This is a genomic window from Lysinibacillus sp. NPDC056232 (assembly GCF_042267565.1).
Lineage (GTDB): Bacteria > Bacillota > Bacilli > Bacillales_A > Planococcaceae > Lysinibacillus.
The window spans coordinates 1-14,021 of sequence record NZ_JBHJTF010000010.1; the positions used below are offsets into that span (position 1 = coordinate 1).

A 14,021-nucleotide genomic window follows, 5' to 3' on the forward strand; every position below is an offset into this window, starting at 1 on the left:
TACACAGGACATGGCAACACCATCTGTGGAGAGCTTTGTAACGCTTCTCTTAAGTATATAAGAACCCCACTGCTTTAGCTGTGGGAGTAGTCAGATTGATCTCCCCATATATAATGTTCTGCATGCCATTTGCTAATTTTCAAAGCTGATGTCCGCCTTCCAATTGTTAATTTCTATGGATATTTACCTGATATTTCTATAAAATATAAATAAGGGTATTAACTTTAAAAATCCTATGCAGTAAGGAGTGAGAACGTTGGATATCAAAAAACAATTGTTGGGCACTGCTCTTGGCTATATGCTGGCAATAGTAATTGCATACATCTTTTTCGATTATTTTTCTTGGTCGTTTACTCTAGGTTCTTTTATAGGTATCTGTTTATTTGCTCTAATTTTAATGTTCATAAAAAGGAAATAAATTCCCAACTCATAATGTATTTAATAATTTTTCGAACTTGTTTGCACTCATAATTTCATGTGAAATAAACCGACCATTGTAAAATAGCCCAAAGGTTGTCCATATGATAGGTGCATTCTGTGCTTCATCTTTCGTCATTAGTTGATATGCATGAAAAGAAATGCCCTTTTTTCTGCTATATTTTTCAAATCATCTATAACACCTACGGCAAACGGACATTGGGCAGTGAAGTATATCACAATACCACTGTTAGTAGATAAAGGATTTTTCTCCAGTCGTTTAAAGGAAGGATCATCGGCACAATCGTTAAATTTATAGACAACTAGCTGAAAATAAGGTGCTGCTTGATCTACAACTTTAAATCCCAAATGTTCAAAAAAACGCTTATCACTTAGAAATGGAAACTTTTTCTCCCCTACTATATGTACGATACCATCCATACCTTGCGCTAGAGCATCTTCCTTACACTTTTCAAACAATTGTCTAGCATGGTTTTGATTTTTGTATTTACCCGAAACCCATAGGCAATTAATATACATATAATTCGGTGCTTCGATAGGAACCCAAGCTTGATTTGCCGGTAAATATTCAATAAACACCTTTGCCCGATCATATCAATTATGCCTCGGCATAATTGCGTCCGGAATCGGCTTTGTGCTTGCACAAAGAACTCCTTTCCGATTTCGTGACATCCGCCGGAGGCTTTAACTTCTTTCAACAGGTGTTTGGACACCTGTTGAAAGAAGTTAAACGATAAAAAACTAGCCCCTCATCCATACGGTTCATCAACCATTCTTTCTTTTCCTTTACCGCTTCCTCGTATTGCTTCGAACCGAGTGCACAACATATATGCTCCTGTTCAATATTGTTCCTAGTAATTTGAATGTAATCCACTTTACTATCCTCCTCTTTACTAACCCAATTTGGTACCACTATTTTATTATATCTAAGGTAGAAAATGGATAGCAATTCCTTTTCTTTTTCATCAAGTATTACCTAGTTTTCACAGCAAAAAATGAACAATTGGAAAACTATACAGGTATCAAATCCTTGATATTCTTTGGGATAAAATTCACCATTTTAGTAGAAATTAAACTTATCGCCTCTACACATAATATAATCATTATTTTTCTCTCGCTTTTTTATTAATGATGATCAAACTTTTTCCTTTATGCAACTTTTTTTCACATTAGGTATTTAATAGGAGTTAGGAAAAAACGTTGCTATAGACCCACTCAAAGTTTACTTGGTATCATAAGTCTATATGTATCAGGAGGTGATTTAAGGTGAATTCATCGAAGATTGCATTTTTATCCGTTATTAGTAATTTTACTGTTGTCACTTTAAAAATTATCGTTGGATTGTTCACTGGATCGGTAGCAATTTTATCCGAAGCAATCCATTCTTTTCTAGACTTACTCGCTTCATTAATTGCCTTTTTCTCCGTACGAATCTCCGGTAAACCGGCTGATAAAGAGCATCCCTACGGACACGGGAAGGTTGAAAATATTTCAGGAACAATTGAAACACTGTTAATTTTTGTTGCTGGGATTTGGATTATTTATGAATGTATTCATAAAATTATTACTCCCACTCCAATCAAACTCCCAGTTCTAGGAATACTGGTCATGTTATTTGGCGCTTTGATTAATTTTGTTGTATCAAGGATTGTTTATAGAACTGCAAAGAATATCAACTCTGTTGCCATGAAATCAAATGCACTCCATCTACTTACAGATGTCTATACATCATTAGGTGTTGCCTTGAGTTTATTGATTGTCCATTTAACTGGCTGGTATATTTTAGATCCGATCATCGGTATTATATTAGCATGTTATATTATGGTGGAAGCTTTCAAACTAATGAAAGAAGCATTTCCTCCATTATTGGATGCGCGATTATCAAAGGAAGAGGAAGAACAAATTATTCAAATTATTGAATCCTTTAAAGATGAATACATCGAATACCACGATTTTCGAACTAGACGTTCTGGTGCGGAAGAATACATCGATTTCCATTTAGTCGTAGCATCAAATAAAAGCATTGAAACTGTTCATGATTTATGTGATCGTATTGAAGAAAAGATTAATAACCTCTTTCATCAAGCCAATATTCTTATTCACTTAGAACCAGAGAATGAAAAAATAAATGAATGATTTGCAAAATGACCAGGTCTTTATTATAGTACCTGGTCATTTGTTTCGCTAAATACACCCATTTTCATGAAAGAACATTACATTTATGATAAAATAAGGATATTATATGATTACCATCATATGATTCTGAAACAAAATTTTCCATTATGAAAGTGGGGGAAAAATTTATGCAATACACCATCTCACAAGAACAAAATGATCGTAAAAAATCTTTAGTTAATAACAAGCTTTACGAATACAATTTAAAGCATTTTCCAAAAGATTTAAGAGGCCGGTATCAAGAAATCAACCTCTTCCTTACAGATGAAAATGATCAAATCTGTGGTGGTATATTGGGGGAAATTTGTTGGAATTGGTTAGAGATACATACCCTTATGATTGATGAGGATATTCGTGGTTTAGGCTATGGATCTAAATTATTAATAGAAATCGAACAAATTGCTTTACATAACAAATGCGATTTCATAAAAGTAGATACTTTGAGTTTTCAAGCTTTAGATTTTTATCAAAATCACGGATATCAAGTCTACGGTACATTAGACAATGTTGGAAGGGATTATGAACACTACTTTTTAAAGAAGAATCTTTCATTGAATAACCAAATTTCCTTCTAACAATTTTAATATTAAATCTTGATAAAAATAAATTTTTGTGAAAATTAACCAACAACCCTTATATTCAGTATTAAAAAGTTGTAATTGTAATCACTTAGTCTTCATTATTTTTACAATTGCAACTTATTCTTTTTTACAAAATATATGATTATTAATTAAATTTCTGAAAGTGTACTGAATATGGTGAACTTTATTAAAAATAAACGACTCCTTTTCCTTCATAAAACCATTTTTTTCAGCCACACGAATGGATGGTCCATTTTGAGGATCAATAATACTTATCAATTTTTCTTGTCCTAAATGTGAAAATCCATATTCCACACAACCTTTAGCTGCTTCAGTTGCATATCCTTTAGACCAATATTTTTTATGAATATGGTAACCCACTTCAACTTCGGTTTTTCCATCAACTATTTGTTTAACGAGGCCACAATCTCCAATTAATTCTTTCGATTCTTTTAAACAGACAGCCCATAAACCATAACCATCTTCTCGATATCTTTGTATATTTTTTTTCAATCCAATTTTTAGTTTGTTCTAAATTAAATGGTGACGGATAATATTTCATTGTTTCAGCATCTGAAAAAATTGGATAAAGGACAGAAATATCATCAACATTTAATTTTCGTAATTCTAACCTTTCTGTTTCCATAATTATCAATATAGTTCCCTCCTTGAATATGTGAATTGTTTTTCCTTATTCTAAGTTTATAACAATCTATACCATACTTGCTAGAATTTGTGAACGTCATTTATTTTTAAGGTTTATGTAAGAATTAAGTTTCTTAGGAATATATTTAAGGTAAGTAAGACGATGCTCTATTAACTCTCTTTCAAGTGAGGGCTCATTAATTACGTACTACTTGCCATTAAAATAATAAACGGTACTGCTACATAAATTTCTCATTAAAAACAGACATTGAAAAGATGCTTAGTATTTCACCAAATTTATTAATGGAGGGACAGTGAATGCAGCTACAAAGAAAATCGTCTTGGTTACTTGCATTATTAACTCTAGTAGCGGTTATTTCAGTGTATTATTTGATGAATCCAACAAAACAATCACAACAGGAGATTGCCCTAAAAGAAGATACAGATCAAAAAGCAACAATACAGAATGTGACAAAGGAAGTTTCTTCTCCAAGCCCTTTAATTGAAGAAACGCGCCTACAAGTTAGTAACGAGAGGAACCAACTTCGCCAAAAGTTAACGCAACAAATTACGTCAGATGGGTATTTTGCTGAAGAAAAAAATAAGGCATCTATTGAAATTGATACTCTCAATAAAGAAGAATCTACAGAAACGATGCTTGAGATGCAAATTAAGGCACTAGGCTATCTCGATGCTTTAGTACGCATAGAAGGCGAAGAAGTTTCTGTAACAGTGATGGCAAAGGATCTATCAAAATATCAAGCAAATGAAATTATCTATCTGGTAAAAAAAGAATACGGTGGTACAAATGTGCAAATTAAATTCGGTGCAAATAATTATTGAAAGGTTTGGAAAAGCGGGGTTCATTTTTATGAAAACAGCGTTACAAGAGATCATCCTCGTTCATCAAAATTATCAAGACAATCAGCCTTTGCTAAAATATATCAATTATTATACAAAACTTATATTATTCAGACTCATCAGCATAACGTGAGGTTGATTTCCGTTCCGACTGGGCGCTTTCTTGAGGGCGCCGGAGCATCAGATATTTTTTGTGCGAAAGCGATTCATGGATATTTTGCTTTTATCGTGCTTTATTTCTCTACATAGGGTGGATATGATGGGGAAAAATAAGACCACCACCCTGAAGTGGTCTTTATAATATCCCTGTACAATTTAAACAGTCTTATTAACATCTATGTAAGGCTTTCAAATCGATTGTTCTTATAATTGATGAATAAATCTTTTTATTGTGCGTTCTGTAGATTTATTTTGTTCAATATATTTTTCGGAAACTGTTGAAAAATGCCCTTTTGCAACCCTCTAGCCTTCCCTAAATTACACACCGTCTAATACATCTTGGTTATTAAATTGCAAAAAGGCAGTTGAAAATAAGATTCAATCGAACTTTCAACTGCCAACTCAAATATTATTTTATTTGTACGCATTAAATATTACAGGGTTGTTTTTCAATTACATTTTGTTACAGTGTGAACTGCGTTTTTTATTTGTTCTGCTCCTCTAAAAACTAGAGACTAGAGACTATCAAGGACTAGTAGGAGGAGTAAGTCCTAAAAGAACAGGAGTTATTACAGTGCTACCAGCTCCAAGGCGGACTTGTTGAACTTGCAGTACTTTTACAGTTAATTCAAGCACGATTTTTTCACGTAATGTGTCGAAAGTGCCTTCTGGAGCTGCCATAATTGGTGAAAAATCAAGTTCAAAGAAGTTTGCAGCTACTAATTCGCCAAATGGTTGTTCATTGTATTTAACGAGATTTTGGAAGAAAGCCTTATCCAATCGAGCATCCATTTGCGTAGTTTCATTAAGGAAGTTCGCTTCGGCAAACTCAGAAATTCCTAAGATCGGAGAAGGACCTCCTGTTGTTTGTGGGAAAGTAAGATCTGTAAAACCAGAAAAGTCAACATCAGCAATTCTATCTTGGAGTGCCCCGTTACATGCTGCTGAAGCATATTCTATATTTTTGCGAATATGTCCCGCTACAAATAATTTAGCTCTTGTTACTCTAAAAAAGTCAGTGCCGGCAATACGTGCAAAAGCAACCGGTACTAGTTTCACTTGATTCAGGAATACATTTTTTTTCACTCGTTTAATTTCAGTTGCAGCAGGACTAAGCGTAATATCCGCCTCTACAGCAATTTGAAGTGTTGGTTCTGCAAGTACAACTGGAACTTTAATAGTTGGAGCTGTTACCGGTGTAGCGACTAGTGGAGTAATTTCACTAGTTAATGGGATTTGTTCAGTTGATGTTACTGGACAAGGGTCGACTTGACTAACTTGATTATTTAATTGATCACTCAAAAAATTCCCTCTTTTCATTTTTTTAGTATTAGAGAGCGCTCTCTATATTGCTAGAATATGTAGCGATTAAATCTATGTATGGACGTGTATACTAGTTTTTTCTGATTTTTAAAAAGGGATTTTTGAAACTAAAAGATAAGAATGAACATCAAAATGCTAGGTACTCATCATTTTGAGCACCTGGTTTTAATTGTTTAGTTACCTTTTTTGACTGGAGAATTTCAAGAAAATAATAGTTCATTTTATAAGTATCCCTCCAACAATCCAGTAAACGGCGTGTTAGTAAATAATAAAACATTTGTTTAAAGACGATAGTTCTCCCTGGACCATCGTTTCCTGAATTAGTAGTAAATCAAAAATAGTCATTTGTTCTTGTTGCTCCATATATTCAAAATGATTCATACCAACATACTTAATACGTATTCCCTTCAACCGCTATAATTCGCTCATTGACTAAACTTGTATCACATAACTCCAAGCATTTATTGCGGTTATTTCTTTTTACCACTCCAGCCAATTCACAGATTAAGCCTGTTTTGTTACTTTTCTACGTAATCCAACTTCTCCAAATTCTTTATAGGTACCAACGCTCAATTTGTGAATGATTTGGTATGTCATGTTTTTTCGCTAAAAATTTATAACCTAAAGGACCTTTCATATATTCATTAACCACATTTATTTGAATTCTTCACTGTATTTCGCCATATAAAAAACACCCTAAAGTTAGATTTTGACTCTAACTTTAGGGGTGCAGGACCTTTGGATTAACCAAAAGGACGATTCATCTCGTGTTACAATCTTTAGTCTTAATAGATTTTGCTAGCGTGAATTAAATTTGTTTTTCGAACCTTTTAAGAGCCTCAGACATTCTGTTAATAATCTCTTCAACCTGTTGGCTTGTAATAATAAGCGGTGGAGCAAGGGCAACCGTATTTGTTCCCTTCCAATCGAAGTAACGCAATTGCAGCCCTAAGTCCATGCATATATCTGTATACAGAGCTGCGGCGTGTACCGACGGATCAAATGAGATGCCGTTTTCAGGATCTTTAACTAGCTCAATACCGGCAAGTAGACCAAGACCTCTTACATTCGTTATATGTTTATGATTGCTTTCGAGATACTTAAGTCCTTTTAATAATTCTTCACCGCGAAGTCTACTATTCTCAACAATTTGATCTCTTTCTAATATCTCAAGTGTCTTCAAGCCAACCGCGCAAGCCATTGGATGTCCACTATATGTGAATCCATGGAACATCATTTCATCTGATTGAATAAATGCTTCTCTTACATGCTCTCTCATAATTACGGCACCCAGGTGGGCGTAGCCACTTGAGATTCCTTTTGCAACACATAGAAGGTCCGGAACAATGTTCCAATTATCAACACCAAAGGTCTTTCCGGTTCTTCCAAACCCACAAATCACCTCATCTGCAATAAGCAAAATGTTGTGTTCGTCGCAAAGTTTGCGAACAGCTTGAAGGTATCCGTCAGGTGGGAACCTTACCCCGCCTGCCCCTTGGATTGGCTCCAGAATGACAGCGGCTATGGTGTCGGACCCTTCTGATTCAATTATCCCACGAATAGAACGCGAGTAATTTGGATCACTTTTGTCACCAAGTTCTGCATTCAAAACATGCGCTGCAGCTGTAAGGAAGTTCGGAGCATTGGAAGTCGTAAACTTGTTGAATCCCTCGATTCCGGTAGCACTTGTAGCTCCTACTGTAACCCCATGGAATGATTGTTCAAGAGAAATAATTTTAGTTTTCTCTGGCTGACCTTTTACTTTCCAATAAAAACGGGCTAGTTTAAATGCAGTATCATTAGATTCCGAGCCTCCCGATGTGAAGAAGCATACATTCAAATCACCAGGTGCTAATGAGGCCACTTTCTGTGCTAAAAGAATAGCGGGCTCATTGGATTGTCCGCTGAATGAAGAGCTGTAAGAAAGCTTTAACATCTGCTGTTTCGCTACCTCAGCAAGCTCTTCATTCCCATAGCCAAGGTTAACATTCCAAAGCATCGAAACCCCATCAATACGCTCTTTCCCCTCTATGTCTTTCAGATAAATTCCTTTGCCTTCTGTAAAGATTGTTGAAGGCCCTGATAAATAATGAGCTCTTGGTGGTGTGGTTGGATGCAAATAATGTTTTTTATCAAGTTCTGATAATTCCAATTTGCTTAGGTTATGTCGCTTTGTAACGTATTGCATATTTTATTCCTCCTTTAATAGACAAATATAATTAAGCCTTCCTAGTGCTAGTTGCCATATCCATAAATCCTTCCAAGCGGTTAGTTTATATAGAGCTATTGTTTTAAAAATTAATTATCGATTTTATGAAGTTACTCTTTCACGCTCTAATAGGCTCTCAATAGGGGTATATAGATGGGGTAATGCCTATCCGATTTTCATTGTTTTTTATTTCCTTTGGTACGCCAATAATCATATGTTTCTCTCCTTGCTCTACGATATTGTCTGAGTAGGTATAAAGATTGTTATTTTATTTAACTAATATTCTGCCCTTCTATATCTGTTAAGAGTTTCTTGGATTCTTTGGAATACATGGATCGAATCGCGAAATAACAAACACCAATTCCCATCCAGGTAAATCCAACTATTTTTCCGGTTGTTGAAAGCCCCCACAAGATATAAAGACAAACTAACGTCCCAATTAATGGAATAATCAAATATTTAATGATATTTTTTTGCTTATTTTTTAAATAGTAATGATTAATTACACAAATATTCACGAAAGCAAATCCTAATAATCCACCAAATGCAACTAAGTCGGATACAATTTGCAGATTCAAAGATACTGCACCAATCATTCCGATGATTGACATTAATAAAATATTATTAATCGGTGTTTTATACTTTGGATGGATATAGCTAAAAAATTTTTGAGGGATGACATTGTCACGTCCCATCCCCAAGAGCAGACGACTTGAAGCTGATTGGCTAGCTAAGGCGCTTGCAATTCCAGATGCGATAATCGTAAGTGTAATATAAGTCTGGAGAAACCCGCCCCCTATAGTCTCTAAAACGGTGAAGAAGGCTGTGTCGGGATTATCAATAGCTAAATAGTTTCCTACAAGAATCACTGCTAAATAAGTTACGGAAACATAAAATACCGTTTGAATGACACAGGTAAACAAAATGGCCAAACCAATTTTATTCCCCCCTACGTTCGTCTCTTCAGCCAAGGTTGTAATAGCATCAAAACCTAGGTATGCGACAATAACAATAGCTGCCCCGCCAATAACTGCTCCTATCGAAAATGAATCACCATCATAAATTGCCTTATAGTTTATTAAAGTTAAATCACCCATTACAATAAAGTGAATTGCGCTGGAAACGAAGGCAATCACCGCGATAATCATGAGGAGCACTAAAACTAAATTCAACTTAACTGCTATATCAATTCCAATTATATTTACAATCGTGATTGGGATAGCGAAAATGAGAACCCAACCCCAAACCGGAATGCTTGGTACAAGGGCGTTTGCAAAACTTGCACTGATCAAAAAAGTTAGCATAGGTATCAACAGATAATCAAGGAGCATTCCCCATCCAGCTATAAATCCTATTTTAGGGTGTAGCGCTTGATGGGCGTAGGTATAGGTTGAGCCCGCAACTGGGTATGCTTCAACCATTTTACCGAAACTGTACGCCGTAAATAACATTGCAACAAAACCAAGAACATATGAGAGGACAGAATGGCCCTGAGATACCAACGTGATAATTCCAAACATTGACATCGCTGCAACTGGTGCCATAAAGCCAAGACCAAAAATAACTAAATCTCGCATCTTTAAACTTCTTTTTAGACTTTGCCCATCTGATAAAATTTGAATGTTCTCTACTGATTTTTGTGTTTCTATAATCCCTACCCCCGTTGGCGTTATTATAATTTTGTTATTTATACAAAGCGTTACCCTCCATACCAATTCAAAACTTTTTCATTCAAGTCAACTCAGGCATGCCTTGTCTAACTGGCGCAGCTCTACAGAGCAAACGGCCATGTTTAGATGGATCCATTTCGGCCTAATGCCTTCCTAGCAGCTTTGACTGCAAGGTCCACATCTTCCGGTCCCGGATAATACGGCATTCATTTTTCAGTTCTAGGATTAATAGACTGAAATATTCCATCTGACACAACCTCAACCCGATTACCATTTATAAATAGTTGGTGTTTCGTCATTCCTCTGACTCCCCTCTTGTGTTTTGTCGATTGCCAATTTTTTCTTTAAACTATAGTAGGAAAAATAAGCATTCTTTATATTAATTACAGATTATCAGCTTAAGATAATTTGATATTGTAAAAATCGGAACATTCTGAATTTTCATCCGAAAATTCTTCAAATATGCGCATGCTGGGCGCACTTAAAAAAGCAATTACTTAAATAAGTAATTGCTTTAGCTATACAAGCATTATTTAGCTGGTTTTCAGGCAGCCTTTTTGCCCAGTTAATTGATAAGGTGTCATGCATCCAAAATTCCGAAACTCATGAATCAAATGGGCTTGGTCATAATAACCATTCTCATAAATAACATCATTTAACGTAAAGTGGGTTGTCCTCAGAAGCATATTTAGTGATGATTGAAATCTTACTATTTGGCTAAATAATTTTGGGGAAATTCCAATATGGTCTTCAAATTGTTTTCTTAAATATCTAGTTGAATATCCTACTTCTTCTGCAAGTTGAGTTATGGTAATATTACCTCTTGTCGCGTATATATTATATAATGCTTGTTTTATTAGTTTAGTTGATTTATCATTCTCAAAAATTTGACTTCCCAATATTTCAATGAATATATTGATTCTCTCCATAAAACTTTCGTCGGTTACTACCCTTTCAAAGATATTCGTATTTACAGGAAGCATTTCATTTAAGGAAATTTCTTTATCTGTAAGGTCTTTTATACCGAATTTTACTTTCTTAATATCTAGACATGGCAGAAAACGAATACCAAAGTAAGTACTGTTTGGGAGAAGGTTAATCACTCTACTTTTAGTAACGCTTCCACAAATATTACCGTAATGCTGATCACAATTAATGAGAATATCGATACACCCATCCGGGATAACAGAAATTTGACTACTTATCCCTCCCATTTTAAATTGGTAAAACAGAATAAATGGTTGATTTGGTTTAATTCTAACTTTTTGTTCAGTATAGTAATCTGTCTGAAATTCAAAGTCAGGCTGAGATGGCAAGTAACTAATTATTTTCGAATTTAAAGGACTAATCAACTTTATACCCCCTGTAATACAAATTAGTAAACGCTTACAAATTGATGCTTAATATGTGATTATTTCCTCGGTTAATCGAATAACAGCTAAATCAACGGTTTACTACTTTTCTTTACAAGGAGTTAAGATATGATGAACTTCTATCTTAATTCCTATTTTTGGCATAAAAATAGCCACCTTCATTTTAAGAAGTAGCTATTCTTCATTTAGAAATCCCATGCCAGAAAATTTTCCAAGACACATCAAGCCTTAAATCAAATTTCTCTATACTTGAGTAAATCAACTCAACTAACAGTAAAATAAGTGTAATAAAAAAAGGAAGAATAATCAATAAAACTTTTAGAAAATTTAGACAATTATTCAACTTCCCTCAGTGTTACTTATTTTTTATTTGATGAAGATGGTTATTTCTTTATTGTAGATCGAAAAAAAAGATGTAGTCATTAGAGGTAGACCTATTTATCCAAGGGAATTTGAAGAAGCTTTTTATTCATACCCCTAGTTATTTTGCAAGGATCATTGGAGTTCCTGATCCAATCATGGGCGAAAAATTAAAGGCCTTTTATTCGATAAAAATCCAATAAATCATATTGATGAAGAAGAATTAAGAAACTATTGTAAATTACATTTGCTCCATATAAAATCCCTAAAATCTTTGACAAAGTAGACGAGTTACCAATAACGAATAGCGGGAAAATTTTAAAACAGCAAGTAAGAGCGCTTTCCCATTCATAAACATTATCGGTAGCTAAGTTTAAAGCCTGTATCCCTTGCCAACTCAAGGTTACAGGCTTTTCTAACAACAGGTTTAATAACGGTTCAATGTTTTATTGAGAACTAATATCCTCGTAATTTGAATTTCCTTCAATCCTAAAACGGATAATCTAATTTACTCGTCTGTACAGATACCCATTTCGCAACAGTAAACTCATCTATAATCCATTCATATCCAAAACGCCCAATTCCACTTTGTTTCATTCCACCAAATGGAACATTTCCTTCTAGCACTGCAGGCATATCATTTATATGTGTTGTACCAGATTCGATCTCAAGGGCTAATCTTTCCCCTCTTTCTAAGTCACTAGTTATAATGGCAGAGGATAATCCATATTCCGTGTCATTAGCAAAACGAATGGCCTCTTCATCACTTTCAGCCGGAATAATTTGTGCAACAGGACCGAAGATTTCACAAGATGCAAGACTTGAATCATTAGGTACATCAACAAATACAAAAGGAGAAATAACATTCCCTGTACGGTCACCTTCTACAGCAACTTTTAATCCACTTTCCTTTGCTTTATTTACTAAGTCCATGATTTTATCAGCTTGTTTTTCATTTATAACAGGTCCAATAATTGTGTTAGGGTCTTTGGGGTCTCCAACTGTTAATCCCTTTACTTTTTCTACATATCTAGCAACAAATTCATCATAAATATCTCTATGAACAATAATTCGGTTTGTAATCGCACAGATTTGGCCACTATGCAAAAATTTCCCGAAGCTGGCTACTCTCACTGCTTGTTCAACGTCGGCATCTCTTAGAACTACTAAAGGATTATTGCCTCCAAGTTCTAATGCCATTTGTTTTAATGTTCCGCCTGTTACCTTGTTAATATGTTTTCCTACTGCAGTTGATCCTGTAAAACTGATAAACGAAGAATTCGTATTTAACAGGAATTCATCTCCTGATTCTTGAAGATCGGTTAAAATTGAATTAAACACTCCAGCAGGAAGTCCTGCTTCTTCGAACGCCTTTGCAAAAACTTGTCCACCAACTATTCCCACTTGGAGATCCGGTTTATGGACAACACTGTTCCCGAGAGCAATGGCAGGGAAAATTGTTCTTGTTGCCATGTTAAATGGAAAGTTAAATGGTGTGATGGACGTAATAACACCTAAAGGTAATCGATATACACGGCTAACCTTTCCTGGTGTAGTAGATGGATAATTTTTGGGTGTGTATATTTCATCAACCATATTAATAGAATCTTTTATGTCACTAACCCCAAAGCCAAACTCAATATGAGCTTTAAGTAATGTTCCACCTGTTTCTCGTGTAATTAATTCCAAAATATGCTCTTTATTTTTCTCTAAATAGTCTAATGCTTTCGTTAAAACCTCTCTTCTTTGTTCTGGAGTGGATTTAGCCCATTCCTTTTGTGCTGCTTTTGCTTTGTGATAAGCGTCTTTTATTTGCTCTACATTCGCTAATTCTACAGATGTAATAGTTGACTGATCATATGGATCCTTTATTGAATAAGTTCTTTTACTATCACCCTCTACCCATTGACCTCCAATATAACTTTTGTTTATTTCACTTGCCCATTCAATGCAGTTCACATCTAAAGCCTGATTCTTTGTCATTTAAAGTCCCCTTCCTGAAATGAAACTCTATACTTAACGCGATGTAACCTAAATTGTAAGCGGTATTAATCGTTTTTTATTGTAAAAAGCGGAACTATACTTATCAGGATGATAATCGCTAATAGAAGCAAAAAATCAAAAGAATAGGAATGAATGACACATAGAGCTAACACTGGTGCCAGACCATTTAATCAATAAAACAACAGTAATGAAGATAGTAGATTAAAAATCTAGAAAACTTCTT

9 protein-coding genes and 3 pseudogenes are annotated in these 14,021 nt (G+C 34.7%); 3 read left to right on the plus strand and 9 right to left on the minus strand.

The window, feature by feature from the left end:
• Positions 1–427 precede the first annotated feature (427 nt).
• A pseudogene (locus ACFCYJ_RS09740) lies at positions 428–1,034 on the minus strand (YoaP domain-containing protein); the annotation flags it as partial.
• Between the two features lie 131 nt (positions 1,035–1,165).
• Positions 1,166–1,312 (minus strand): annotated as a pseudogene (locus ACFCYJ_RS09745) (GNAT family N-acetyltransferase); the annotation flags it as partial.
• A 392-nt stretch (positions 1,313–1,704) separates the two neighbouring features.
• On the opposite strand from ACFCYJ_RS09745, the gene ACFCYJ_RS09750 reads away from it, so the two are divergent.
• Together ACFCYJ_RS09750 and ACFCYJ_RS09755 are read left to right on the plus strand one after the other, a co-directional pair.
• Positions 1,705–2,574 (plus strand): cation diffusion facilitator family transporter, encoded by an 870-nt coding sequence (locus tag ACFCYJ_RS09750; RefSeq protein WP_376073691.1) that lies wholly within the window; start codon positions 1,705–1,707, stop codon positions 2,572–2,574.
• Positions 2,575–2,741: 167 nt separating this feature from the next.
• Entirely contained in the window at positions 2,742–3,188 is a 447-nt protein-coding gene (locus ACFCYJ_RS09755) for a GNAT family N-acetyltransferase (RefSeq protein ID WP_376073847.1), read from the plus strand.
• A 123-nt stretch (positions 3,189–3,311) separates the two neighbouring features.
• Here the strand turns inward: ACFCYJ_RS09755 and ACFCYJ_RS09760 are convergent.
• Positions 3,312–3,849: pseudogene (locus ACFCYJ_RS09760) on the minus strand (GNAT family N-acetyltransferase).
• 308 nt (positions 3,850–4,157) lie between these two features.
• Here ACFCYJ_RS09760 and ACFCYJ_RS09765 point away from each other — a divergent pair.
• Entirely contained in the window at positions 4,158–4,682 is a 525-nt protein-coding gene (locus ACFCYJ_RS09765) for a SpoIIIAH-like family protein (RefSeq protein WP_376073693.1), read from the plus strand.
• A gap of 702 nt (positions 4,683–5,384) precedes the next feature.
• Here ACFCYJ_RS09765 and ACFCYJ_RS09770 read toward each other — a convergent pair.
• From ACFCYJ_RS09770 to ACFCYJ_RS09795, 6 genes are all read right to left on the minus strand, one after another.
• Positions 5,385–6,161 carry a CsxC family protein gene (locus ACFCYJ_RS09770; RefSeq protein ID WP_376073694.1) on the minus strand — a complete coding sequence of 259 codons (777 nt, stop codon included), beginning with the start codon at positions 6,159–6,161 and terminating at the stop codon, positions 5,385–5,387.
• Positions 6,162–6,440: 279 nt separating this feature from the next.
• Complete coding sequence (locus tag ACFCYJ_RS09775; RefSeq protein ID WP_376073696.1) at positions 6,441–6,593, minus strand: hypothetical protein; 153 nt, start codon at positions 6,591–6,593, stop codon at positions 6,441–6,443.
• A gap of 397 nt (positions 6,594–6,990) precedes the next feature.
• Positions 6,991–8,370, minus strand: coding sequence for an aminotransferase family protein (locus ACFCYJ_RS09780; RefSeq protein ID WP_376073697.1), 1,380 nt, complete (start codon positions 8,368–8,370; stop codon positions 6,991–6,993).
• Between the two features lie 293 nt (positions 8,371–8,663).
• A complete protein-coding gene (locus tag ACFCYJ_RS09785; RefSeq protein WP_376073699.1) occupies positions 8,664–10,106 on the minus strand; it encodes an APC family permease in 1,443 nt (480 codons plus the stop codon).
• Positions 10,107–10,594: 488 nt separating this feature from the next.
• Positions 10,595–11,413 (minus strand): helix-turn-helix domain-containing protein, encoded by an 819-nt coding sequence (locus ACFCYJ_RS09790; protein WP_376073701.1) that lies wholly within the window; start codon positions 11,411–11,413, stop codon positions 10,595–10,597.
• Positions 11,414–12,283: 870 nt separating this feature from the next.
• Positions 12,284–13,777, minus strand: coding sequence for an aldehyde dehydrogenase family protein (locus ACFCYJ_RS09795; protein WP_376073702.1), 1,494 nt, complete (start codon positions 13,775–13,777; stop codon positions 12,284–12,286).
• Positions 13,778–14,021 lie beyond the last annotated feature (244 nt).

What these genes read in the sequence shown, in the direction of transcription:
- ACFCYJ_RS09755 (WP_376073847.1), top strand. Translation starts at nt 2,742, where the DNA reads ATGCAATACACCATCTCACAAGAACAAAATGATCGTAAAAAATCTTTA.
- ACFCYJ_RS09765 (WP_376073693.1), top strand. Translation starts at nt 4,158, where the DNA reads ATGCAGCTACAAAGAAAATCGTCTTGGTTACTTGCATTATTAACTCTA.
- ACFCYJ_RS09780 (WP_376073697.1), bottom strand. Translation starts at nt 8,370, where the DNA reads ATGCAATACGTTACAAAGCGACATAACCTAAGCAAATTGGAATTATCA.
- ACFCYJ_RS09795 (WP_376073702.1), bottom strand. Translation starts at nt 13,777, where the DNA reads ATGACAAAGAATCAGGCTTTAGATGTGAACTGCATTGAATGGGCAAGT.